Genomic DNA, 25,049 nt, shown 5'->3' with positions numbered 1-25,049 from the left:
TGAAGTAAACTGGGGTATTTTTGTTCTTCCGAAAGGAAAACCTTTCGACAATATTATCTATTACACCAGGCACCACAGAAAGACAAAATGCTATCATTTGTCCATTTGTGGTGCCTGACACCTTTCCTATTTAATGATGATAAGCTGATCATGTTTTTCGATTGTGAATGGATGAGGGGGATTCAGGATTGTTGCACCGCCTCTTTTTACACCTAAAAGCAATCGTCCCTCCTGTGTAAGCCGAACGCTTATATCCATAAACTCTTGTTCCAGCTGCTCGTGGCTGGCATCAATGAAGACAAGCTTCTTCTCTGTAAGCTGGTATAATAAATCTAAAAAAGAGGTAACGATATCTTGTGATGCAAGGCTTTGCAGCATAATGAAGCTTGAAAGCGTATTGGTTTGAATGATTTCGTCTGCTCCGGCACGATTCGCATTGGCAATTTGTTCAGTTGTCAGGATTTCAACAATCGTTTCAACATGCGGATTCAATCCCTTTACAGCTAATAAAGTAATAATTGTATTCATATCTGCCTGAAGCTCGGCCTTTGTAGGATCGGCTGTAATGATGACCTTTAAGGCTGACTGGATATTAGCTCTCATGAGCGCCTCATCATGGCTTGGGCTTCCTTGAACAAAATGCACATTATTGTAAGGCAATGGATTCTCCTTTAGCGTCTCATCAATCAAAGCAATGGATACAGACTTTTGGTCATTAATTAAAGAATAAATAACCTCTCTTGAACGTTCATTCCAACCGACAATGATAAAGTGCCCCTGGCCTTTATATTTCATTTTCCCCTCCAGATGATCGTTTTGTCTGGCAGCTGCCGTCGTTGCTAAGACGATAAAAAAAGAAGAAAGAAAGCCTGCGCTAGTAACGAGCAAAAGCATACCAGCTATTTTTCCGAGAACTGAATGGGGGACATAATCGCCATATCCAACTGTTGATGCTGTAATAATTGCCCACCAGATTCCGTCAAAAATGGTTGGAAAGCTCTCCGGCTCAATGACATGAACGATGATTCCGAAAAATGTGATCAGTGAAATGGCTATCAAAAAGGTTCGTAATAATAGCGGTAAGCGGATAAAGCTTAATAAAATTTGATGCGTCAAAGCTACTCACCCCAGTCGGATAGAATCATTTTTTCAGTATAGACGAAAAAATACGCTTTCATAATAACATGAGGTAATTTATACTACTTTGATAAAGCAGACACTATGATATTAGTCACAAGAAAATTCGATTTTCTTGCCAATTCCAAACATTGGTGGTCTAATCAAATTATGGGAAAATGCAGATAAAGAAAAAGAGGATGAAATTTATCTCTCATCCTCTTTCAAATCTACATCTTTCTGTACCCATTCTTGCGCCCATTGATTGATTTCTTTAAAAACATTTTGGAGAGCAAAGCCTTTATCGGTTAAGGAATATTCAACTCGTACGGGAACCTCTGGGAAGACCTCTCTTAATACAATACCTTCATACTCTAATTCTTTTAATCTTTCCGATAGGAGCCGGCCGCTGATGGGCATGGAGGAGTTAATGGTACAGAAACGCTGAGAACCCGACATTAGCTGATTAATTATTAAGGCATTCCAACGCTTGCTAAGTATTTCTACAGCCTTTTGAAATTTAGGACAAAGTGTATTTTCCTCCATTTACAACCTCCTCACACAATAAATATTATTACTATAATAATAGTGAATATATTACTTGACGTCAACTATTTACAAATTTATACTTACTTACATATAGTAAGTAATACGAAGACAGTGTATTCTTTCCGAAAGGATGATCATGATGATTTCAGAAAAAGTTAGAGATATACTTATAGATAGAATGAAAATTGTGAAGCAAGAAAATAAAGAAGATATTTGTTTAGTTGGTCCAGTTAAGCTTCCAGTCCAATTAGACGGTGAAACTGTAACCTTCCAATGGTATACATGGCTGAAGCTTGAAGGTCTGCCAACCGAGAAGGAGAAATTAATCGAATCGCTGCTAACAGCTGACCTTGCAAGCTCTCAACAGTCCTCTGTTTTAGTATATGGTGATTTCAAACAGGCAGAAGAAGCGTATATCCGAATGCATAGCATCTGTCATACCGGCGATATATTTGGGAGTCAGCGCTGTGACTGCGGCTATCAGCTGCATCAATCCATGAAAATGATTGTAGAGCAAGGAAGCGGAGCTCTATTCTACTTAGCTAATCATGAAGGCCGTGGGATTGGACTATTTACTAAATCATTGGCTTATATCCTTCAGCAGGAAGGGTATGATACAGTAGAGGCAAATAATGCTCTTGGTTTTCCGGATGATCTCCGTTCATATGAGGAAGCGATTCGAGTGATAAAGGAATTAAGAAAAAAACCGGTTACGCTGATTACGAATAACCCGAAAAAAATCGCTGCTTTAAAGTCATCAGGACTGACGATTCAAGATCACATTCCACTATGGGGCGGTGAGTCCGACTATAACAGCTTTTATTTGGCAACAAAAGTAGAGAAATCAGGGCATATTCTTGAGAGTGAAATAAGCCTAACCAAATAAGGAGAGTTTTTATCATGAAGAATGACCACTATTTTATGAAGCTTGCACTTGATTTAGCCTCTACTGCAAAAGGAAAAACAAATCCGAATCCTCTTGTTGGAGCAATCATTGTGAAGGATGGCATGATTGTAGGCTCCGGGCTGCACAGAAAAGCTGGAGAACCGCATGCTGAGGTACATGCTTTCCATATGGCGGGTGACCATGCAAAAGGAGCTACACTTTATGTCACACTTGAGCCATGCTCCCATTTTGGCAAAACACCTCCCTGTGCTAATTTAGTGAAGGAATCAGGTGTTTCTCGGGTAGTTATTGCCATGAAGGATCCGAACCCGCTTGTGGCGGGCCGGGGAATCAAAATTATAGAGGATGCAGGAATTGAAGTGGAGGTTGGGGTCCTCGAGCAAGAAGCCAGAAGATTGAATGAACGGTTTATTCATAACATGCTGACTCAGATGCCGTTTGTCATTTCAAAGGTAGCCATGACCCTTGATGGGAAAATTGCCGCCTATAATGGACACTCAAAATGGGTGTCAGGTGAAGCCTCAAGACAAAAGGTCCATTATTTACGAAATGAAGTAGATGCCATCCTTGTCGGAATTGGAACGGTCTTGGCAGATGATCCAATGCTAACGACTAGAATCCCGGAAGGTGGTAAAAACCCAATTCGGATTATTATTGACTCAGAGTTACGAACACCACTGGATGCTAAAATAACGGATTGCACAGAAGCTGAAACCTGGATCTTTACACAGGAAGGTGTCGATGAAGAAAAAGAAGCGGCCTTTCTGGCGAAGGGTGTTCAGGTATACTCAGCTCCAAAAGGAGAAGGTCTCGATTTAACCTTCATACTAAAACAATTATTTGAATTAGGTATTACGGATGTGCTTGTTGAAGGTGGAGGAGAAGTGAATAGTGCTTTCTTACGTGAAGGACTGATTAATAAGTTCCAAGTATATATCGCACCTAAGGTATTGGGCGGCCGCCATTCATTAACTCCTTTTACAGGCAAGGACGTTGAGACGATGGATGATGCGGTGGGGCTTGAATTTGATTCTGTTGAACATATTGGTGATGATTTGCTTATTACGGCTTACCCTAAACAACAGGTAGAATCATAAAACAAAATGATAACGGGTGATAACATGGAAGCATATGATTTTAAGACAGATGTTTGTATTGTAGGCGCCGGCCCTGCCGGTGCTTTACTTGCATATCTGCTTTCAAGTCATAATATTTCGGTAATTTTAGTAGAGCGGAATGAAAATATTAATAAAGAGTTTAGAGGAGAACACCTAAACGAGACCGGTGAAGCTATTTTACGAAGGTATGAATTGTTTGATGAGCTCGAGGAAATTGGTCTGCTACGAATGGATCGGGTTGAATACTGGAATCATGGGAAAGTGTTTAAAAGGATTATGCCCGATGAACATGTAAATCATTGCGGTATCCATGTCCCGCAGAAGCATCTGCTTGGCCTTTTATTGAAAAAAAGTGAACCGTTCAGCGATTTTAAATTATTATTAAATACAAAAGTAGTAGAATTACTGGAGGAAGAGGGCCAGTATCAGGGAGTTAAAGCCATTAAGGATGGACAGGAACTAACGATAAAAAGCTCTTTGATTATTGGGGCAGACGGACGTTTTTCAACAATTCGCAAATTGGCAGGGATCCCCTTTGAGAAAGTCAAGCACGGATATGATTTGCTTTGGGCACGCATTCCCGCTCCAACGGATTGGGAGCCAACGGTTCGCATGGCACTTGTAAATGATGATCAGCTTGCCTTGTTTACACAACAGGGCGGTTATATCCAAATTGGGTGGAACATACAAGAAGGGTCGTATCCAGCACTGAGGAAGCAGTCGATAACGCCATTTGTGAGTCAGCTAATTGATGCGTTCCCACAGCTGGAAGAAGCTGTACATGCTTCCATTCAATCATGGGATGACTTTGTTTTACTTCAGGTGCAAAGCTCAAAAAGTGAGACCTGGGTGAAAAATAATTTGGTGATTATCGGAGATGCTGCCCATACAATGAGTCCGACCGGTGCAATTGGTATTAATAGTGCCATGAAGGATGCTGATGTACTGTTTCAAATTATGATGGATGCCGGCTCGATCAATCAGGTTAGCAGCCTTGACTTGCAAGTATTTGAACAGATTCGTAGAAATGAAGTGGACACACAGCAAAAGGAACAATTAAAAAAAGAAGCATCATTTGGAAAACAATTTATCCCGGTTTAGGAATAGCCGGGATTTTATTATCGACTGTTCGTGCTCCAATCAGTGAAGGATCCTGTGCCAATACATCCTGGGCAATCAAATGATTCCGGATAGCTGTATTCATTGACAATTGGAATCATAAAGCCTTTTCCATTACAGTCAGGACAATGTCCTAAGCTTTGTGCCTCGGCAATTTTCTTCTCATACAAGCTTGCCTTCCAATCTGAGAGGTAACTAAAAAGCCCCATTTTTCATTCCCTCCTTCTTTTGTTGATTAGTTTATGCACGTATCCTTATAAAAGAAACTTTGTTTGTGGTAAACATTTGTATTATGCCAATGCAGCTAGGGATTTATACCCGCTCGATAGTCGGGAAACAAATATGAAAAAAATAGCCCATTTAAAGGGCTATTTTTTGTTGTGGTGGAAGATAACTGTTTTGGATAATTTTAGCCATTTCTGCAAAAAGTAAGACCAATTACATTCATGGGGTGTTAGCCATTGGACTATTTACAAGATCAAAGGGAGAAAGCATTACTCGTAATCGCTCTTATTATTCTTGCATTATATGTCTCTCCTTTGTTTATTTTAGGGGAAAATGCACATATCCGAGTTCATGATAACCTGGATTCGAACCTTGCCTGGTATAAAGTACTGAGGGAAAGCGGGCAAATATTTGGGGATATCAATGCTGTAATTCCGCAGGTCTTGAACGGTATCCCAAGAAATGCATTCGGAACGGAATACAGCGGAATTGTTTGGCTCTATTCCATATTTCCAACCATGACGGCCTATGCATTAAGTCAAACGATTACAAGACTTGCGGCATTTATCGGCATGTATTTGCTTTTGCGTGATCACTTTTTACCTGGGAAGGAATGGGGACTCATTACGGTCGGAACCTCGCTGGCATTTGCCTTAACACCGTTTTGGCCGTCAGGGATGCTGAGTACACTGGGAATGCCGTTAGCATTATGGGCGTTTTTGCATATTCGAAAAGGGAGAAAATCATGGAGAGAATACATAGTTTTAACCCTTCTTCCCTTTTACTCGAGCATTGTTCTAGGGTTTTTCTTTTTTTTATTTGCGATGGGCATTCTCTGGGTAATTGATGTAATAAGACGGAAAAAGCACAACCTGGCTTTCTTACTATCATTGATTTATATGGGAATTGTGTACTGTTTCGTCGAATATCGGCTTCTCTATTCATTCCTTTTTGCAACTGATCCAAACAGCAGGGATGAATATATACATACACGTTTGACTTTATGGAGGGCGGTTCGTTTAACCTTTAAAAATTATGTGTTCGGTCATACCCATGTGATGACGGTTCACGGCTTAATTATACTTCCGATTTTGCTGGGAGCCTTTTATCTGGTCTGGAAAAAAGGCCTGTGGAAACAGGAAAAGTATTTTGTGTTTTTATTTTTTCTTAATTTTGTTTTATCGCTATGGTATGCCTTTTGGTTTTATAGAGGCTGGCAGCCATTAACGGAAAAATTTCATTTTATGAATACCTTTAATTTTGCTCGTTTTCATTTTTTGAGGCCGCTTGTGATTTACCTGTCGTTTGCTTTGGCATTGAAAATTATCTGGCAGAATGCCAAAGAATTCCGGGCCATTGTTTATTTTAGTCTAGCTGCGCAGTTGATAATGTTGGGGCTATTCAATGAAGAGCTTAAATACAGCTCAAAGCCGTCGGTCAAGGAATTCTATTCCGAGGAATTATTTTCACAGATTAAGGATCATATCGGTTTGCCTGTTGATGAATATCGTGTGGCAAGTGTCGGACTGCATCCGGCGATAGCACAGTATAACGGGTTTTATACATTAGATACTTATAACAACTTCTATCCGTTGTCGTACAAGCATGAGTTTCGGAAAATCATCGAAAAGGAATTGGATAAAAATAAACAAATTCGTACCTACTTCGACGAGTGGGGTGGTCGCTGCTATTTATTTACGGATGAATTGGGAAAGCACTATATGTTTAAAAAAAATACGAAAAAGAAGCTCAAGCATGTGCAATTTAACTTTGAACCTTTTAAGAAAATGGGTGGAACCCATATATTCTCATCCGTTCCGATAAAAAATGCTGAAGAGAACAAGCTAAAGCTGGAAAAAGTGTTTTCTAGCAAAGAATCTGTATGGAAAATTTATTTATATCGTGTGGTTTGATTTGAAAAAGGATTATAAGCGCGAATTTCAGCCATATATCCGCGCTTTTTGGATACATATCCGTGGATTTTAGTACTTTATCCACGGTTTTACTACATTTATCTGTACTTTTACACTTTGTGGAAAAACTTCAACACAACATCATGGAGGGAACATACATGACTACACCAGTTGTCACACTTGTTGTGCCTTGCTATAACGAAGAAGCTGTATTGCCTTATACAATGGAGATATTACAGCAGTATCTTGAGGAATTAATAAACGAACAGTTTATTTCAAATAGGAGTAAAATCCTGTTTGTTGATGACGGCAGCAAGGACCAGACCTGGAATCTCATTTATAAAGCCGCTCTGAAAACAGAGATCATTAGAGGCTTAAAGCTGGCAGGTAATGCAGGTCATCAAAATGCTTTATTGGCAGGAATGTTTGCGGCAAAGTCTACAGCGGATTGTGTTATTTCTCTTGATGCCGATCTACAGGATGATATTTCGGTCATCCGCGAGTTTATTCTAAAATATAAAGAGGGCTATGAAATTGTCTACGGAGTGCGTAGGAAAAGAGATACCGATACCCTTTTTAAACGTAAAACAGCAGAGGGCTTTTACAAGCTGATGGGCAAAATGGGTGTTAACTTGGTCTATAATCATGCAGACTACCGGCTCATGAGCAAACGTTCTCTCGAAGAGCTGGAAAGGTTTGATGAAGTAAATCTATTTTTGCGCGGAATTGTTCCGTTAATTGGTTTTCAATCCACATCGGTTTATTATGATCGAAAGGAAAGGACTGCAGGCGAAACCAAGTATCCATTGAAAAAAATGCTTTCCTTCGCCTTTAATGGAATTACGTCCTTTTCCGTTACGCCAATTCGCTTCGTCTTATTAACAGGGTGTACCTTTTTCTTTGTCAGTCTCATTGTTCTAAGCTATTTCTTAGTTTTGAAGTTTTTTGGTAGAACCGAAATTGGCTGGACGTCATTAATTGCCTCAATCTGGCTGATTGGGGGCTTGCAGCTGATGGCGATCGGATTAATCGGTGAGTATATCGGCAAAGTGTATCAGGAATCAAAACGAAGACCAAAGTACATTGTGGATATTGATTTGTTTAATTTAGCTAATCCGAAGCAGCTGAAGAACCAGGATGACGCTGAAGACCTACTATACAATGGTTTGTCTGAATTGAATTAAAAAGAAAAGAACCTGTCCGTTGCAAAACGGGCAGGTTCTTAAGTTTTAACGGGTATGGTCCTTCTCTGTTGACAGGTCACATTCGTTTAATGGTATCATCTTTGTTTTTTTAACCCATTTGTGACCAAGCCAAATGGCAAGGAATAGTGGCAGACCAATATAGGATACAAGCACGCCATTCCAGTCAATTCCATTACCCATAAATGCTGCATAGTTTTGGCCAAGAATAACAATCCCGCATACGACAAAGGCGAAAATTGGTCCAAACGGATAAAATCCGGATTTATAAGGTAGTTTGTTTAAATCTTTTCCTTGTGCAACATACGCTTTACGGAAACGATAGTGACTGATGGCAATCCCAAGCCAAGCAATGAAACCAGACATTCCTGATGCATTTAACAGCCATACATACACAACACCTTCACCAAAAAACGAAGCCAAGAAGGCCACTGTCCCGACTAGTGAAGTGATAATTAAGGCATTTACAGGCACGCCATTTTTATTTAATTTAGCCAGGAACTTCGGTGCTTTTCCTTCCACGGCTAAATTCCAAAGCATACGTGTTGAAGCATACATACCTGAGTTTCCTGCTGACAGAACCGCTGTTAAAATAATAGCGTTCATAACAGATGCTGCAAAGGCAATTCCGGCTCTTTCAAATACAAGTGTAAATGGACTTGTTGTTACTTCGCCACTGGCAAGACTCTCATTCGTATAAGGAATTAATAATCCAATGACAAAGATGGCAAGAATGTAAAATAATAAAATACGCCAAAAGATTTGTTTAACAGCCCTCGGAATATTTTTTTCAGGGTCTTCACTTTCACCTGCGGCCACCCCAAGTAATTCTGTTCCCTGGAAGGAGAAGCCTGCTGCCATGAATACGCCTAGAATCGCTAAAAAGCCGCCATTAAAAGGGGCATCTCCAACTGTAAAGTTTGAAAAGCCAATCGTTTTTCCACCTAAGATGCCGACTATCATTAAGAAGCCTGTTACAATAAAGATAATAACCGTTACCACCTTAATAAGGGAAAACCAATATTCAGCTTCACCGAAGCCCTTAACAGATAAATAGTTAATCAAGAACATGATAACAAGACAGAGACTGCTCCAGATGATGGAAGGAACATCAGGCAGCCAGAATTTCATGATTAAGGAAACAGCCGCCAACTCCGCTGCTATCGTAATCGCCCAGTTATACCAATAGTTCCATCCAAGAGCGAAGCCTAATGATGGATCAACAAATTTTGCTGCATAGGTACTAAAGCTGCCGGCCACAGGCATATATGCTGCCATTTCTGCTAAACCAGTCATGAGAAAATAGACCATAACCCCAATAAGTGCATAGGCTAGAAGTGCTCCGCCCGGTCCTGCTGAATGAATGGCACCGCCGCTGGCTAGGAACAGCCCTGTCCCAATCGTTCCACCAAGTGAAATCATTGTTAAGTGACGCGCTTTAAGCTTCCTTTTTAATCCAGTTTCTTCTTTTTTTATCGAAAGTTCCTCTTTTTTTGCTGCAGATGATTGCATATTATCTACTCCTTTTTTTATTGGAAGGAGCGGGCAAAATAAAAAACCGTCAAAGAGGATTCGACGGTTTTAGTCCCGTATCATACCTTCCGAAAGATAGCTCAACACGAATAACAAACGTTACACGTGACAGTTCTGTTCCTTTTCGAAAACAGCCCCAGCCTGTATCTTCAGAGAAAAAATACAAACTTCGGCAGCGTTACCTTTCAGGAGGAGTCATTGATTGTCTCTGTATCTCGCCCTACCTACTAATTAATGCTGCAACCTCTACCCCACCGGTTATGATGAGGATATCTAATCAATATTTTATTGGATACTATAAAATTATACTTAACATAGAGAGAAAAGCCAATGGAAAATTATTCTCACATAACACTTTAATTAAAATCGTTAGTATGGTTCTGTAAGGATAATAATAGTTACTGAACGACAAATTCACCGTATTGCAACAATTTTCGACAAAATTTATTATATTTTAAAATATCTATTTACCATTTTGGTTATTGTATGCAATAATTAAAAATGTTGTTATTTAGATAATATATAGATTAATGTAAGTTGTCGGAAGATTGAAACAGATTGTTTCTGGGGAGCCGTTTAACTTATTAGGGAGGAAAAGGCAATGAATTCAAAAATATCTCGTAATGAAATAATAGCCATTGGGCTTATGCTGTTTGCCTTGTTCTTTGGAGCAGGAAATTTAATTTTCCCGCCTGCATTAGGACAAGCATCGGGGACAAATCTTTGGCCGTCAATTATTGGCTTTTTATTAACAGGGGTTGGCTTACCTTTATTAGGGGTGCTGGCTATCGGAGTGTCAGGTCATGATGACGTTCAGTCATTGGCGAATAAAATTAACCCGACCTTTTCACTTATTTTTACTGTTGCCTTGTATTTATCAATTGGACCATTTTTTGCGATTCCGCGTACAGGAACCGTATCATATGAAATTGGTATCGCACCATTTTTACCGGAAATGAATGGCGGATTTAATGTTGGTTTGCTCATTTATACAATCATTTATTTTGCCATAGTAGGATATTTATCATTAAATCCAAGTAAAATTGTTGACCGCGTTGGAAAGGTCATGACACCAATCCTATTAATATGTTTATTAATTGTCTTAATCGCTACAGTTATCAACCCGCTTGATAAACCGCTTGCTCCAATCGGAGACTACGTAGACAATGCGTTCTTTAAAGGGTTCCAAGAGGGATATTTAACAATGGATACTCTTGCTTCCTTTGTATTTGGGATTATTGTTATCAATGCCATTAAAGAAAATGGAATCACATCAAAGGGCGGTATTGCCAAGGCAACAATAAAAGCTGGATTGATTGCAGCGGGTGCTTTAGGTGTAATCTATCTTGGTCTGGCATACCTGGGAGCAACAACTAACTACGCAGCAGGTCAAGCGAATAATGGTGGAGCGCTGCTACCCTATGCAGCAAATGCTCATTTCTCCGTTTGGGGAAATATTATCCTAGGGTTCGCCATATTATTTGCCTGCTTAACAACTTCCATTGGACTAATCACATCTTGTGCAAGTTATTTTTCAAAAATGTTTCCACGTTATTCATATAAAACATTAGCGATTGTATTTACTGTTTTCAGTGCTGCGGTTGCAAACATCGGTTTAAGCTTATTAATCACAATTTCTGTTCCGGTGCTTGTTGCGATCTACCCGTTAGCGATTGTTTTAATCTTTTTAACGTTTTCTGACCCGCTTTTCAAGGGTCGAGTATCCGTTTACCGTTGGAGTATGCTGTTTACAGGTATTTTTAGTGTTATTGATGGGATTAAGGCAGCGGGTCTTCAGCTTGAAGGTTTATACAGCTTCTTAAGTCAGTATCTTCCTTTGTTTGATGCAGGGATGGGCTGGGTTGTACCAGCATTAGTAGGAGTTGTAATCGGATTTATTTTTCCATCAGGAAAAAAGCCTGCTGATACACAATCGAAAGAAAAAGTGAGCTAATAATGAAATAAAATGCAAAAAAGAGGCCGGCGATTATGCTGGCCTCTTTTAATGTGCTCTCATTTATTTCGGGCTATAAAAGTCCTAATCCTGATCTAAAAGGTAATTGGCCTAAAAATTGCATCATATACTACATCATATACTATAAAAATAATTTAATGGAGGGATTAAATGGTAACAGCTTATAAGCATGAACCATTAACCGACTTTACCCTACATGAACATAAACTGGCTTTTATGGAAGCTTTAAAACTGGTCAATTCACAATTAGGGAAAGAATATCCACTCATTATTAATGGAGAGCGGATTACAACTGAAGAAGTGATCGCGAGCTATAATCCGGCGAGAAAAACAGAATTAATCGGGACGGTCTTGGTGGCAAATAAAGAAGTAGCAGAGAAGGCTATGCAGTCAGCCCTTGAAGCTTTTTCTCGATGGAAAAAATGGACTCCTGAAGCAAGAGCGCATATCCTGTTGAAAGCAGCAGCTATCATCAGACGACGAAAGCATGAGTTTTCCGCCTATTTAGTTAAGGAAGCCGGCAAACCATGGAAGGAAGCAGATGCCGATACTGCAGAAGCCATTGATTTCTTGGAGTATTATGCAAGGCAAATGCTCGCCATGAAGGACGGTGCACCAGTAAACAGCAGGGACGGAGAGAATAATCAGTATACGTATATCCCTCTTGGTGTAGGCGTCATCATTTCTCCTTTTAATTTCCCACTCGCGATTATGGCTGGAACAACAGTGGCGGCTATTGTAACAGGAAATACTGTTCTTTTAAAACCCTCCAATAATACACCGGTAGTTGCGGCAAGATTTGTGGAAGTGATGGAGGAAGCAGGTCTGCCCAAGGGAGTGTTAAATTATATTCCAGGAAGTGGTGCAGAAATTGGTGATTTTTTAGTCGACCATCCCAAGACCCGATTTGTTTCCTTTACTGGTTCGCGTGAAGTAGGGTGCCGGATTTATGAGCGTGCGTCAAAGGTACATCCCGGCCAAGTTTGGCTAAAGCGGGTCATTGCCGAAATGGGCGGAAAGGATACGGTTGTTGTTGATGAAGATGCTGATATTGATTTAGCAGCAGCATCAATCGTTTATTCAGGATTTGGCTACTCAGGTCAAAAATGCTCTGCAGGTTCTAGAGCGGTCGTTCATGAAAAAATATATGATGAAGTTTTAGAAAAAGTACTTATCTTAACAAAGTCGTTAACAGTCGGTAACCCGGAAGAAGTAGAAACCTATATGGGCCCCGTGATTGATCAAGCAGCCTATAATAAAATAATGTCCTATATTAACATTGGTAAAAAAGAAGGCAGACTGGCTGCTGGTGGTGAAGGAGATCCATTAGAGGGCTTTTTTATCCAGCCAACGATTATTGCCGATGTGAATGAAAAAGCACGTATCATGCAGGAGGAAATATTTGGTCCTGTTATTGCCTTCTGTAAAGCAAGCAGCATCGACCATCTTTTAGAAATTGCTAACAACACGGAATATGGATTAACCGGGGCATTCCTATCGAAAAATCGTGAGCATATTGAACGGGCACGCAGGGAATTCCATGTAGGGAATTTATATATTAATCGAACCTGTACAGGAGCGATTGTGGGATATCAGCCTTTTGGTGGCTTTCAAATGTCCGGAACGGATTCAAAAGCCGGCGGTCCCGACTATCTCCTTCTCCATATGCAGGCTCAAACGATTTCGGAAGCATTATAGTTCTAATATTTCCCTTTTAATTACTGCTCCAGAAAACTAAATAAGGGATCTTTTTTAGCGACAGGTGCGTATAAAGATCCCTTTTGGTCTAGGATCATTTACCTTCTAGAAGGAGGGATCTTAACATGATGTCTGCGCTAACAAAGGGATTTTTTCTTTATTTATCAAAAAATAGAACATTAAATCGAGCAGCAAAAAAATGGGGGTTAAAGCTTGGGGCATCACAGGTTGTCGCGGGAAATTCAATGGAAAGTATGATTGTAAAGGTGCGGCAATTAAATGAGAGGGGTCTGCTTTGTACGCTTGATCATCTAGGTGAATTTGTTTCCAGTAAAGAAGAAGCCGTTGAAGCAGCAGATGCCGCTGTCAGGACATTGGATGCTATCATGAGCGAAGGTTTAAACAGTCATTTATCTGTAAAATTAACCCAGCTTGGAGTAGATATTGATATTGACTTTTGTTTAAACAATATGCGCAGAATTTTAGAAGCAGCTGAAAAATACGGTACCTTTGTTAGAATTGATATGGAGGATTATTCGCACTACAAGCTAACATTAGATATTTTACAGAGCTTAAGGGAGACCTATCAAAATGTTGGGACTGTTATCCAAGCCTATTTGTTTAGCGCGGAGGAGGATATAAAAAAACTCCAGGGTGTTCCGCTCCGATTAGTGAAAGGGGCCTATAAAGAGTCTCCTAAGGTTGCTTATCAGCAGAAAAAGGATATTGATGAGAATTTTATGAAACTGATTAAAATCCACTTATTAAGTGGAAGCTATACAGCCATTGCGACCCATGATCATCATATTATCGCAAAGGTAAAAAAATTTGTGGCGGAGCAGCAGATTCCGAGAAATCAGTTTGAATTTCAGATGCTCTATGGCTTCAGAACAGAAATGCAGCAAGGTCTTGCTGACGAAGGATATAAAATGAGGGTGTATGTCCCTTATGGCAGCGATTGGTTTGCCTACTATATGCGCAGGCTTGCAGAAAGACCTCAGAATGTATCATTTGCGTTAAAGGGTTTATTTTTTAAATAGAGAAAGGGCAAACCCTTAATGGTTTGCCTTTTTTTGTGTTTTATTTTGTTTTTACAATTACATACAACTACTATATAATTATAATATTTAAAACATTTATTGGCAGAAAAATAGCTTAAGAGGAGTTCCAGGATAATATGAGAAAACTGCGAGAGAAAAGCATTGTTTTTGTTGGGTTCATGGGGGTCGGAAAAACAACCATTGGTAAACTGGTTGCTAAGAAATTATATCGTGACTTTATTGATGTCGATGAAGAAATTGAAAAAGAGTTCGGAATGCCGCCAAGACAAATCTTTGAAACGTTTGGAGAAAAGACATTCCGTGACAGAGAGCAATCTCTGACAATCAGCCTGAGCAAACAGCCATTGAATGTAATTTCTTTGGGCGGGGGAGCGTTTCTGAATGAAGAAATTAGAAAAGCCTGCTTAGAAAATTGTCTTGTATTTTTTCTTGATTTATCATGGGATTCATGGAAGGAGCGTATCAGCCTCATAATCGACAGCCGGCCTGTGCTGCAAAATAAAAGCTTGGATGAGATTGAAGAATTATTTTACAGTCGTCAGAAAGCCTATTCCTTGCATAATTCAAAAGTGAAAACGGATAATTTAAATGTGGAAGAAGTAGCAGATTATATTACTGAATCATTAAAATTAGCTTGGGAATTGTACGAGTAAGCCAAATTGAAAACAAAAGACCCGTTACCTTATCGGTTAGCGGGTTTTACTTGTGCTGCTCCGTTACCCATTCAAGTACGGCTTCAATGTATCGATTGCGTTTTCAAGCCTTTTTGCATTTTTATTATACATGGCTTTGGCTTTGTCTGATTGCGTTTCAAGTGCAAACAGCTCCAAATCAGCCTGGCACTTTTTCAACATGGCCATCAATAGGGGACGGACCTGTGGTGTGGGAACGTTCAGTTTATCATCGTAGACATCGACTGTTAGACCACCATAGGAATCTACCTGTCCCAAAAAGACATTTTCCAATGTGATCCCAAGCTTATCTAGTTCGGTATGAAGCCAGTTTCGATCCTTTCCTGCTGCAGCCATTGCGTCATTTATAATGGTTCCATCCATGATAATGGTTTGCGGAGCTTTATCATTTGCCACCTTCATGTTCATATCTTTTGGTGTTAATGGTCTATTTTCTTTTTTTAAGAGAACACTAAGATCTCCCTTTGGCTCAAGAATGGCAAATTCTACATCGGCCATATTAAACACATCTTTTTGCCGTAGAAGGGAGTCGATTTCACTGATTGAATACTTCTCTTTTTTTAAATTATCCTCCATAATTTTCCCATCCTTAATGATGATGGTTCTTTTCCCTTCAACAAGGTCCCTGAATTTTTTACTTTTCAGAGATATGATATCTACAAGCAGGGTAATTAAAGCAAAAACAGTTATAGCTAGAACTCCATGACCGATACTACTATCTAACCCCATGATGACTTCTCCAGCAATACTTCCAATTGTAATACCTGATACATATTCAAAAAAGGAAATTTCTGATATTTGTTTTTTTCCTAGCACTCTTGTTAAGACAATGAGCACGATAAAGAAGATAATGGCGCGAGTAAAAATACTTGCATATTCGGGCACATCAACACCTCATTACGAATTTTTATATTGTGGCTCTTCCAACTCCATTTCGACTTGGCGATCGTGAAGATCCTTTTGAATTTCCTCCATGACCAGCATCATATCATGAAACGTTCTTTGGGCAGCTTCTTCTTGTGAAAGTAATGCAAGCTCGGATAGCTGGGCTTCAATGCTTTTCAGCGTAGCAATACTTTGCTTTACACTTGAGATAACCGTCATTATCATCATCCTTGAAATGTATTCTTTTCCATTAGCTATTCTCTGCAAAAAGCCGAATTTTATAAAGTGAAAGAACCGGTCCGCATGGAGCAAACCGGGTATTTTCTTTATTGATTGTATTGCGGCTCTTCCTGCTGAATTTGCTGAACCCGCGGTTCTATACTATCGATTATCGATTGTGTTTGCTTCGCAGCATTTGAATACAATTGTTTTGCCTCTTGATTATCAGTTCCTAATGCAAAGGTCTCCAAGCTTGCCTGTGCACTTTTTAAACCAGCAATCGTTTGTTTCACTTGGGTGATAACAGTCATTGATTTTCCTTCTTTCTTTGAAGATTTAAATACAGAAATAGTGTGGTAATATTTCACCATTATTATGTAAAAATTCAAACGGTAATTTCATGGAAGGAATGGTCCAATGTTGTCATTTTGGCATGAAATGACCATATTTGGTAACGATAATCATTAGTAATGAATGGTGTATTTAAAGGTGAAGGATCGCAGCGCAAAACGAATGAAAGGGGAGTTTTATGTGAATACGGTTAAAGCACTATCACTACATGAAATGATTAGCTTAATCACACAGGAATTTCAAACTTCCTTTGACTTTGTTGAAAAGACATTACAAATCGATGAAAAAACAGCCCAGCTTCTATACATTAAAACGGTTGTAAATGGAACCGACCTGCAGGAATGTGTCATTAAACCCTTTTTTGAACTTCCGACAGAGCATCATTATAAAGCTTACTTAACATCACTTCCGCAGCAGCAGGAATTAAAAGGAAAAGAACAAATCCTTGATGAAATGACAAGAGGAAGCATTGTCGTTATTGTACAAGGAAGTATCCTGCTGTTAGATATAAAAAAGGTAAATACCGATTCAGTTCAGCAGGTCAATCTAGAACCAACCTTACAGGGACCAGAGCTGGCATTAAGTGAAGATATTGCTACGAATATTAATCTTATCCGTCAGCGCTATCACAGTCCATCTCTTACAATAGAAATGCAGCAAATAGGGCAGAGGTCAAATCAATCACTTGCTATTGTATATGACAGCCAGAGTGTTAATCAGGCAGTTCTTGAAATAATAAAAAAGAAGATAGAATCTTTACATTCTCCTTTAATCCAAACAACTGCTGAGATGCAGCGGCTGCTAAACGATAAAAAACGATCATTATTACCTACTTCCATGCTGACTGAGCGAACGGATCGAATCATTTATAATATTTCAGGTGGGAAGGTTGTTTTATTGCTGGATGGGAATCCGGTATCACTTATCGCACCTGCAGTGTTTTTCGATTTTATGTCAGCTACAGAAGATAATTACCGTCCTTTTTGGGTAACGATGTTTAATAAAATTCTCCGCTACTTGGGATTAATTATTTGTTTAACCCTGCCGGCTCTTTATGTTGCTATTTCATCCTATAACCCTGAAGTGTTCCGTTTTGAACTAGCATTGTCGGTCTCTGGAAGCAGGATTGGTGTTCCGTATCCCTCATTTATTGAAGTTTTATTTATGTTAATTGTGATGGAGTTATTAATTGAAGCAAGTATTCGCTTGCCAAAAGTAATTGCAGGTACGGCAACAACTGTGGGCGGTTTAATTTTGGGAACCGCAGCAACTGAAGCAGCCTTAACCTCGACCATCATGATTATTATTGTATCAGCAATGGCGATCTCAACCTTTGTTATTCCTATTAATGAACTAGGCTTTGCCATTCGAATTATTAAGTATGGAGTGCTACTGTTTGCAACCATTGGAGGCTTACTTGGATTAGTTTTGTTTTTACTTGGATTCATCATGTATATGGCGAATATGGACAGCTTTGGGGAGCCATATTTTAAGTTATTTATCCAAAGGAAAACAGCGGAAGTAAAGGGGGATACGGCATGAGTCGCTACTTCTACTATATTACTTTTATCAATATGGTTACCAGTATGGCTGCCTCGATGCCAAAAATTTTGCTGTTACATAGAGAGGGTGGGGCTATCGTTTCCATACTGGTTTCGATTCCAATTGGTTTGGGTGTTTGCTATTTAATTGGTCGTTTTTATCAGTGTTTTCCTGGGAAAGGATTACCAGAGTTGATGGATGACTATATACCAAAATTTATTAAAATCCTTTTTTTATTAGTCATTGGTTTAGTGTGGTTTGCGGCAGGACTCCTTTCTGTTATCATGTATTCTTTTATTATCAAACGATTTTTATCTCCTAATGCTAATTTAATTTATATTGTGTCATTGATTTTGCTTTTTATTTACTATGGGGCATTAATGAAGTCAAAAAATGTTCTTTACGTACTGGAAATGATTTTTATCCTAACAGTTCCACTGGTCATTCTGCTAATTGTTAAAGCCTTTACTAATGATTATTTTGAAATGGACTTTGTGAAGGTAGCCATTATGCATGCACAGAATTTTCCAACCTTCAGTACAGTAAGTGCAGCATCGTTTATCTTTTGGGGACCAGCCAACCTGGTAATATTCAATCGAGTGATGACAAAGAAACAATCCATGACGTGGAAGTCACTGGCCATACTAGGCCTGTTTGGAACGGGAGTACTGCTAACAAGCTATTTTATGCCTATAGGGTTACTTGGTTTTGAAAATGTAGGGACGATTATATACCCTGGAATAACAGCATCAGATACCTTGCATTTTCAATATTGGATTATTGAACGTGTCGTATTTGTTGTATTAATGCTTTTATTAGCGATAACTTTTGCCAGTATATTAACCCATTGGCATGTTGCGATAGAAGTTTTAACTAATGTCATCTATTTTAAGAAATTTAAATGGAAGAAACATAATCTAACTCCGCATCTTTTCTTGATTATTTTTTGGATAACGAGCTTACAAGTTGTGACGTACTTAACTGAATATCAGCTAGTAAAATATACAGGCTATTTCTATAATTTGTTTCCCTTTCTTCTAACGGTTATGTTCCTATTATTTTGGGTTATTAGAAGGAGGGCTAAAGCATGATGATCCTATTTCAAAAAATGAAAGTCCTAGTCCTTGTTCTCATTCTTGTTGGAAATAGCCTCCTTCAAACTGGCTGTGGATTTAAAGACATCGATAAAAGAATTTTTGTATTAGCGATTGGTATTGATCAGGCTGAAAGTAAAGGGAATCGATACAAGGTAACATTGAAATTAGCTCTGCCATCAGGTTCAGTAAAACAAGCAACTGGCACCATGTATTCTTATTTAACAAAAGATAGTACAAAAATGGCAGATGCAATCAGACAATTGAAAACTCAGGTAGATAAGGAGTTTGATTTTGGTCATTTAAAAACAATCATTATTGGGAAAGAGCTTTTGAATGATGATATAAGTGAAATTACAGACATTTTTTTAAGAAGGAGAGACTTTCAACGAATTACATGGGTCGCTGTTGGGAGTCCAACAGCAGAAAAAGTAATCAAAACAGAGCCAAAGTCCGAAATGCCAGCCTCTGTTTCGTTATTTAATATTTTTGCAAATACAGGAGTTGAAAGCCCTTATATTGTGACCAGCTATCTTTTTGATCTTAGGAGAAAAATGAAGGAGCATGGTGTCGATCCCATCCTGCCTGTAATACAGGTGGATAAGAAAAGTACGAAGCTAATCGTCAATCATTCGGCAGTGTTGTCTAGTCAAAGGGAAACACTAGAATTAACCCCAAGACAAACGAAGATTTATAATATGTTAAAAAATAATCTTAATAAAATGGAATTGATGATTAAAAAAGAAGATCTTGAATACATTGTATCCATTGATTCGCTTAAAACAAATTATAAGATTTTAACATCTGCTAATTCAGCCCCTATTATAAAAATGAACGTTGACTTAGTAGGAATTTTAGAAGAAGCTGACCAATATATAAACGTTAAAGAACTTAATGAGTTAAGCAACTTCGCCAGTAAAGAAGTGGAAAAGTGGGTCGAAGCTCTCTTTATAACCTTTCAGAAAAAGAACGTTGATCCATTAGGGTTTGGACTACGGTATAAAGCGACAAGATTATATAAAGAGGGGCTTTTTTCCAAATGGGAGGAAGAGGTTTACCCTAATTTAAAATTAGATGTATCCGTTAATGTAGGAATTAAGAGTACAGGGGTAATTGAATAAAGTCACCTTAAAGAAAAAGGAACACAATGGGTTCACCAAGTATGACCTAATGCGTTCCTTTTATTATTTAACCAATCGATTGGTTCTTCGATTGCCCGGAAAATTGACTGTGATACAAATCAGCATAAAAACCATTCTGAGCCAATAATTCTTCATGATTTCCTTGCTCGATGACTTTCCCTTCATTCATAACGAGAATCACATCGGCATCCCTAATTGTAGACAAACGATGGGCAATCACAAAGCTTGTTCGCCCTTTCATGAGATGATTCATCGCCTTTTGAATATGAATCTCTGTCCTTGTGTCTACACTGCTTGTCGCTTCATCTAAAATTAAGATCGACGGATTAGCTAAAATCGCACGAGCAATCGTTAATAATTGTTTTTGACCTTGTGAGATATTGGTTGCTTCTTCGTTTAGAACTGTCGCATAGCCCTCTGGAAGGGTACGAATAAAATGGTCTGCATGTGCTGCCTTAGCAGCTTCTATCACTTCTTCCTCACTAGCATCTTCCCGGCCATAGCCAATATTATCGGCAATCGTACCATTAAATAACCATGTATCCTGAAGCACCATGCCAAATAGGCTGTGCAAATCACTCCGCTTGAGTTTAGTAATATCGACACCATCAATGCAAATGGTACCGTTATTGATTTCATAAAAACGCATGAGTAGGTTTACGAGCGTCGTTTTCCCTGCACCTGTAGGTCCGACAATGGCCACCGTTTGACCTGGCTGAACCTCTAAATTCATATCCTTAATTAACATTTGATCCTCTGTGTAGCCGAAGTCAACATGTTCAAACGATACCCTTCCTTTTGGGAAAGTGATGACTTTAGCATTCTCCTCTTCTGGAACCTGCTCCTCTTCATCTAAAAATTCAAATACTCGCTCAGCAGAAGCCACTGTTGATTGAATGATATTGGCAATATTGGCCGTTTGGGCAATGGGCTGTGAAAATTGGCGAGAGTATTGAATAAATGCCTGAATATCTCCAACAGAAATGGTTCCCTTCGTGACAAAAATACCGCCGACGATACTAATAAGAACATAGGCAAGGTTACCAACAAATGACATTAGCGGCATGATGATACCGGATAGGAACTGGGCCTTCCAGCCAAACTGGTATAATTCCTCATTCACCACTTTAAATTCTTCAATCGATTTCCTTTCGTGACCGAATGCTTTTACGACCTCATGGCCCGTATACATTTCTTCAACATGTCCGCTTAATTGTCCCAACGTTTTTTGCTGTCCGACAAAATAAGGCTGTGATTTCTTCGCCACAAGCACCGCAACTACCGCACTTAACGGCAAAGTACAGAGTAATATGATGGTCATTACTGGACTGATGGTAATCATCATGATAATGACACCAATAATGGTCACGACAGAGGTAATAATCTGTGTCAAGCTTTGCTGGAGTGTTGTGCTAATATTATCAACATCATTTACAATTCGGCTTAACGTCTCACCTGTAGTTGTGCCGTCAAAATATTTCAGCGGCAGCTTATTCATTTTCGCTTCTGCTTCTTCACGTAATGTATAGACAGTCTTTTGCGCCACGCTGGCCATGATGTATTGTTGGATCCACATGAACAAGGAACTGAATAAATAGAGTCCCGCCAGCAAGCCTAGAATCCGAAATAGATAGTCAAAATCAATTCCGGCACCAGGTATTCCTTTAAATTTTTCAATTAATCCTTCAAATATTTTTGTTGTTGCCATGCCTAGGATTTTTGGTCCTAAAATTGAAAAAACCGTACTTAGCATGGCTGCAATCAAAACCGTCAATAATTGAAATCGATAGGGAGCTAAATATCGAATGAGCCTTTTTAATGTACCTTTAAAATCCTTCGCCTTTTGAACCGGTGCCCCCATGCCGCCGCGTGGTCCAAATCCTGGGCCTTTATGTTTAACTGATTCACTTCGATTACTCATGCTAATTCCTCCTCTGTGGCTTGAGAAGAGACAATTTCCTGATAGACTCCACAGGTTTTCATAAGCTCTTTATGGGTCCCGATTCCCGCTACATTGCCTTCATCGAGTACGATAATTTGATCCGCATCCATAACGGTAGAAACGCGCTGCGCAACAACCAAAAGGGCTGCGTTTTCTGTTACTTGCTTGAGAGCTTTCCGCAGCATCGCATCTGTTTTATAATCCAATGCAGAAAAACTATCATCAAATAAATAAATTTCCGGCCTTCTTACAAGTGCTCTTGCAATGGACAGACGCTGCTTTTGTCCCCCGGACAGGTTTGTTCCACCTTGTGATATGGTTGAATCGAGCCCTTTATCCAGTTTGGATACAAAATCATAGGCCTGAGCTATTTTGAGCGCATGAATGAATTCCTCATCCGAGCTGTTTTCATTTCCAAATAATAGATTTTCTTTTATAGTGCCGGTAAAAAGAACTGCCTTTTGCGGTACAAGACCAATTTTCTCCCGCAGCTTCTCTAACGTCATATCCTTGATATCAATCCCATCGATAAGAATGGATCCACTATCAATTTCATAGAATCGAGGAATCAGTTTAAGCAGGGAAGACTTACCTGAACCAGTTCCACCGATAATCGCCGTTGTTTCACCTGGCTTCACTTGAAAGGAAAGGTTTCTTAGAGCAGGAACCTCTGCACCTGGATAGCTGAACGTTACATGGCGGAATTCTAAATATCCTTTTTTCTGAGCCACAATAGAATGAGACGTTTCCTGTATGACTGGCTGCGTCTGCAGCACTTCATTGATCCGCACAGCTGATGCAGAAGCACGCGGAATCATAACAAACATCATCGACAGCATAATCATGGAGAACATAATTTGCATCGCATATTGAATGAACGCCATCAAGCCGCCGACCTGCATATTTCCCTCATCAATCTGTAAAGCGCCGAACCATATAATTGAAATGACTGTGTAGTTCATAATCAGCATTAGCACCGGCATTAAGAGTGCCATGATTTTATTGACTTTAATCGAGGTCTCCGTGAGGTCGGCATTCGCATGCTGAAATCGATTTTTTTCATAGACGATACGGTTAAAGGAACGAATGACTCTTATTCCAGTTAGGTTTTCCCGTAAGACACGGTTTACCTGGTCAAGCCGCACTTGAACGAGTTTGAACAAGGGGATACCTTTCCAAACAACCAGTAATATGACGGCAAAAAGCACCGGTATGGCTACAAGAAATATCTTTGATAGCTCTGCGTCTTGCGAATAGGCCATAATCATCCCGCCTATTGCCATAATTGGAGCAGTTACCATCATCCGCAGCACCATATTTACAACCTGCTGCACCTGCGTAATATCATTCGTTGTTCTTGTAATGAGCGATGCTGTGCCAAACCGATCAAATTCCTGTAACGTGAAATTTTCAACATGAGAAAATACCTTGTGTCGTAAATCCTTCCCAAAGGACATGGATACTTTTGCGCTATAATAACTAGCCGCGATTGAACAGATGGTTCCAAGAGCAGCAACCAGCAGCATCAAGCCTCCAATTTTCCAAATGTAGGGTGTATCTTGGTTGACAACTCCTTTATCAATAATGTCAGCCATTAATGTTGGTAAATACAATTCTGATAATGACTGGAAAAGGATGAGAGTCAGTACGAGAACAATCAGTATTTGATACGGCCGTAAATAACGCATGAGCTTGAGCAATTTGAAATCAACTCCATTTACTTTACTTTCATAAATTAGACCTTACTAATAATACTATAAAAATTAGTATAGAAGTAAACTTTTGGAAGAGGAATTTCGTGTTTGGAAGGTGGATTTTATGCTGGGTTTTTATAAAACAAAAAAGGTGTCCAATGGATACTAAGGACACCGTCTTAATTAGGAATATTTTCATTAATGAGCATGGGAGCGTGGATGGTTTGGAAATAATGTATGTCCATTTCTTCGAACATGTAACATGTAGCCAAGAATCATTTCAAGAATTCCGATTCCGAGGAAGGTATAATGAAGCCAATTGTAACCGCTAAGCCAAAAGAATTGAGCTAACATCCAAAGAATCATGATGAATCCTAGTAGTATAGTGGCCATCCCTGCATAACGAAAGTTTTTTAAGGTTAAATAAGATGCAACCAAACTGCCGATGCCATTTACAATTAATAGGAAGATAGCTGGGATTAAAAAGTCTTCAAATGGAGAAGGCTCTAACAGCGAAAGCGGAACACCCATACTTTCACCACTAGGGTCTAAAAGTGCACCCAGTCCTCCTGCTGTTGCTCCAATTCCCACAAATAACAATAACGCCCCTGTAATAGTTGGTAAAAACTTCCTTTTGTTCATTTCCTCATCCTCTTTCAATAGAATTAGAAGAATCGTAGTAGAAACAAATGAAGTATTTCCTACTTTTATTATATAACATTATTTGGGTTTGGGGTATAGGGGATAGGGTCTCTTAGCAAAATTAAGCAGAAAAGGCGAGAATCGATTATTGTTGCCTTAGGGAGAGCTGATAGTGCCCGTGAAGGCAATACAAGAGAACTACCGGGAACTATGGAGAGCTGATAGTGCCCGTGAAGGCAATACAAGAGAGCTACCGGGAACTATGGAGAGCTGATAGTGCCCGTGAAGGCAATACAAAAGCGCTACCGGGAACTATGGAGAGCTGATAGTGCCCGTGAAGGCAATGCAAGAGAGCTACCGGGAACTATGGAGAGCTGATAGTGCCCGTGAAGGCAATGCAAGAGAGCTACCGGGAACTATGGAGAGCTGA

Annotated in this window: 22 protein-coding genes and 1 riboswitch; of the genes, 12 read left to right on the top strand and 10 right to left on the bottom strand. The window is 39.4% G+C overall.

Going from position 1 to position 25,049, the window contains the following annotated elements:
- Positions 1–126 precede the first annotated feature (126 nt).
- Together ACHUFV_RS26725 and ACHUFV_RS26720 are read right to left on the bottom strand one after the other, a co-directional pair.
- On the bottom strand, positions 127–1,116 hold the full coding sequence (locus ACHUFV_RS26725; RefSeq protein ID WP_394239485.1) for a potassium channel family protein: 990 nt from the start codon (positions 1,114–1,116) through the stop codon (positions 127–129).
- Between the two features lie 207 nt (positions 1,117–1,323).
- Positions 1,324–1,662: a winged helix-turn-helix transcriptional regulator gene (locus ACHUFV_RS26720; RefSeq protein WP_394239484.1), complete on the bottom strand. Its 339-nt coding sequence runs from the start codon at positions 1,660–1,662 to the stop codon at positions 1,324–1,326.
- 139 nt (positions 1,663–1,801) lie between these two features.
- Between ACHUFV_RS26720 and ACHUFV_RS26715 the strand changes: the two genes are divergently transcribed.
- The 3 genes from ACHUFV_RS26715 to ACHUFV_RS26705 are packed head-to-tail and all read left to right on the top strand — an operon-like array spanning position 1,802 to position 4,791.
- A complete protein-coding gene (locus tag ACHUFV_RS26715; RefSeq protein ID WP_394239488.1) occupies positions 1,802–2,551 on the top strand; it encodes a GTP cyclohydrolase II in 750 nt (249 codons plus the stop codon).
- Between the two features lie 14 nt (positions 2,552–2,565).
- Positions 2,566–3,669: a bifunctional diaminohydroxyphosphoribosylaminopyrimidine deaminase/5-amino-6-(5-phosphoribosylamino)uracil reductase RibD gene (ribD, locus tag ACHUFV_RS26710; protein ID WP_394239483.1), complete on the top strand. Its 1,104-nt coding sequence runs from the start codon at positions 2,566–2,568 to the stop codon at positions 3,667–3,669.
- 24 nt (positions 3,670–3,693) lie between these two features.
- Positions 3,694–4,791, top strand: coding sequence for an FAD-dependent monooxygenase (locus ACHUFV_RS26705; protein WP_394239482.1), 1,098 nt, complete (start codon positions 3,694–3,696; stop codon positions 4,789–4,791).
- Between the two features lie 17 nt (positions 4,792–4,808).
- Here the strand turns inward: ACHUFV_RS26705 and ACHUFV_RS26700 are convergent, their stop codons facing one another.
- Entirely contained in the window at positions 4,809–5,018 is a 210-nt protein-coding gene (locus tag ACHUFV_RS26700) for a methionine aminopeptidase (protein ID WP_394239481.1), read from the bottom strand.
- 252 nt (positions 5,019–5,270) lie between these two features.
- Here ACHUFV_RS26700 and ACHUFV_RS26695 point away from each other — a divergent pair, with 252 nt between their 5' ends.
- Complete coding sequence (locus ACHUFV_RS26695; protein ID WP_394239480.1) at positions 5,271–6,947, top strand: DUF6044 family protein; 1,677 nt, start codon at positions 5,271–5,273, stop codon at positions 6,945–6,947.
- 158 nt (positions 6,948–7,105) lie between these two features.
- Complete coding sequence (locus ACHUFV_RS26690; RefSeq protein ID WP_394239479.1) at positions 7,106–8,131, top strand: glycosyltransferase family 2 protein; 1,026 nt, start codon at positions 7,106–7,108, stop codon at positions 8,129–8,131.
- Between the two features lie 45 nt (positions 8,132–8,176).
- Here the strand turns inward: ACHUFV_RS26690 and ACHUFV_RS26685 are convergent, their stop codons facing one another.
- Positions 8,177–9,661, bottom strand: coding sequence for an amino acid permease (locus ACHUFV_RS26685; protein WP_394239478.1), 1,485 nt, complete (start codon positions 9,659–9,661; stop codon positions 8,177–8,179).
- A gap of 89 nt (positions 9,662–9,750) precedes the next feature.
- Positions 9,751–9,939: riboswitch (Lysine riboswitch) on the bottom strand.
- A gap of 344 nt (positions 9,940–10,283) precedes the next feature.
- Between ACHUFV_RS26685 and brnQ the strand changes: the two genes are divergently transcribed.
- The 4 genes from brnQ (at position 10,284) to ACHUFV_RS26665 (ending at position 15,069) form a co-directional block, all read left to right on the top strand.
- Positions 10,284–11,636, top strand: a complete 1,353-nt coding sequence (brnQ, locus tag ACHUFV_RS26680) for a branched-chain amino acid transport system II carrier protein (protein ID WP_394239477.1) — start codon at positions 10,284–10,286, stop codon at positions 11,634–11,636.
- Between the two features lie 171 nt (positions 11,637–11,807).
- Positions 11,808–13,355 carry an L-glutamate gamma-semialdehyde dehydrogenase gene (pruA, locus tag ACHUFV_RS26675; RefSeq protein ID WP_394239476.1) on the top strand — a complete coding sequence of 516 codons (1,548 nt, stop codon included), beginning with the start codon at positions 11,808–11,810 and terminating at the stop codon, positions 13,353–13,355.
- Between the two features lie 125 nt (positions 13,356–13,480).
- Positions 13,481–14,395, top strand: coding sequence for a proline dehydrogenase family protein (locus ACHUFV_RS26670; protein ID WP_394239475.1), 915 nt, complete (start codon positions 13,481–13,483; stop codon positions 14,393–14,395).
- Positions 14,396–14,532: 137 nt separating this feature from the next.
- On the top strand, positions 14,533–15,069 hold the full coding sequence (locus tag ACHUFV_RS26665; RefSeq protein WP_394239474.1) for a shikimate kinase: 537 nt from the start codon (positions 14,533–14,535) through the stop codon (positions 15,067–15,069).
- A 63-nt stretch (positions 15,070–15,132) separates the two neighbouring features.
- Here ACHUFV_RS26665 and ACHUFV_RS26660 read toward each other — a convergent pair whose 3' ends face one another.
- From ACHUFV_RS26660 to ACHUFV_RS26650, 3 genes are all read right to left on the bottom strand, one after another.
- Entirely contained in the window at positions 15,133–15,993 is an 861-nt protein-coding gene (locus ACHUFV_RS26660; RefSeq protein ID WP_394239473.1) for a DUF421 domain-containing protein, read from the bottom strand.
- A gap of 12 nt (positions 15,994–16,005) precedes the next feature.
- On the bottom strand, positions 16,006–16,212 hold the full coding sequence (locus ACHUFV_RS26655) for a DUF1657 domain-containing protein (protein WP_394239472.1): 207 nt from the start codon (positions 16,210–16,212) through the stop codon (positions 16,006–16,008).
- Between the two features lie 107 nt (positions 16,213–16,319).
- Positions 16,320–16,523 (bottom strand): DUF1657 domain-containing protein, encoded by a 204-nt coding sequence (locus ACHUFV_RS26650; protein WP_394239471.1) that lies wholly within the window; start codon positions 16,521–16,523, stop codon positions 16,320–16,322.
- A gap of 220 nt (positions 16,524–16,743) precedes the next feature.
- Between ACHUFV_RS26650 and ACHUFV_RS26645 the strand changes: the two genes are divergently transcribed.
- Genes ACHUFV_RS26645 through ACHUFV_RS26635 form a run of 3 tightly spaced genes read left to right on the top strand, consistent with a single transcriptional unit; the run spans position 16,744 to position 20,320 of the window.
- Entirely contained in the window at positions 16,744–18,105 is a 1,362-nt protein-coding gene (locus ACHUFV_RS26645) for a spore germination protein (protein WP_394239470.1), read from the top strand.
- Positions 18,102–19,196: a GerAB/ArcD/ProY family transporter gene (locus ACHUFV_RS26640; protein ID WP_394239469.1), complete on the top strand. Its 1,095-nt coding sequence runs from the start codon at positions 18,102–18,104 to the stop codon at positions 19,194–19,196. Before ACHUFV_RS26645 ends, ACHUFV_RS26640 begins: the two co-directional genes overlap by 4 nt.
- Positions 19,193–20,320: a Ger(x)C family spore germination protein gene (locus ACHUFV_RS26635; protein ID WP_394239468.1), complete on the top strand. Its 1,128-nt coding sequence runs from the start codon at positions 19,193–19,195 to the stop codon at positions 20,318–20,320. Before ACHUFV_RS26640 ends, ACHUFV_RS26635 begins: the two co-directional genes overlap by 4 nt.
- A 67-nt stretch (positions 20,321–20,387) precedes the next feature.
- Here the strand turns inward: ACHUFV_RS26635 and ACHUFV_RS26630 are convergent, their stop codons facing one another.
- From ACHUFV_RS26630 to ACHUFV_RS26620, 3 genes are all read right to left on the bottom strand, one after another.
- The gene (locus tag ACHUFV_RS26630) at positions 20,388–22,262 is read right to left on the bottom strand and encodes an ABC transporter ATP-binding protein (protein ID WP_394239467.1); all 1,875 of its coding nucleotides are present in this window, start codon (positions 22,260–22,262) and stop codon (positions 20,388–20,390) included.
- Positions 22,259–23,983: an ABC transporter ATP-binding protein gene (locus ACHUFV_RS26625; RefSeq protein WP_394239466.1), complete on the bottom strand. Its 1,725-nt coding sequence runs from the start codon at positions 23,981–23,983 to the stop codon at positions 22,259–22,261. The genes ACHUFV_RS26630 and ACHUFV_RS26625 overlap by 4 nt, the downstream gene beginning before the upstream one ends.
- A 192-nt stretch (positions 23,984–24,175) precedes the next feature.
- Positions 24,176–24,619, bottom strand: a complete 444-nt coding sequence (locus ACHUFV_RS26620; RefSeq protein ID WP_394239465.1) for a hypothetical protein — start codon at positions 24,617–24,619, stop codon at positions 24,176–24,178.
- Positions 24,620–25,049 lie beyond the last annotated feature (430 nt).

This window comes from Niallia oryzisoli (assembly GCF_043641075.1).
Taxonomy (GTDB): domain Bacteria; phylum Bacillota; class Bacilli; order Bacillales; family Cytobacillaceae; genus Bacillus_BD; species Bacillus_BD oryzisoli_A.
Note: the sequence above shows the minus strand (reverse complement) of the source record. Positions and strands in the feature narration are given on the sequence as shown.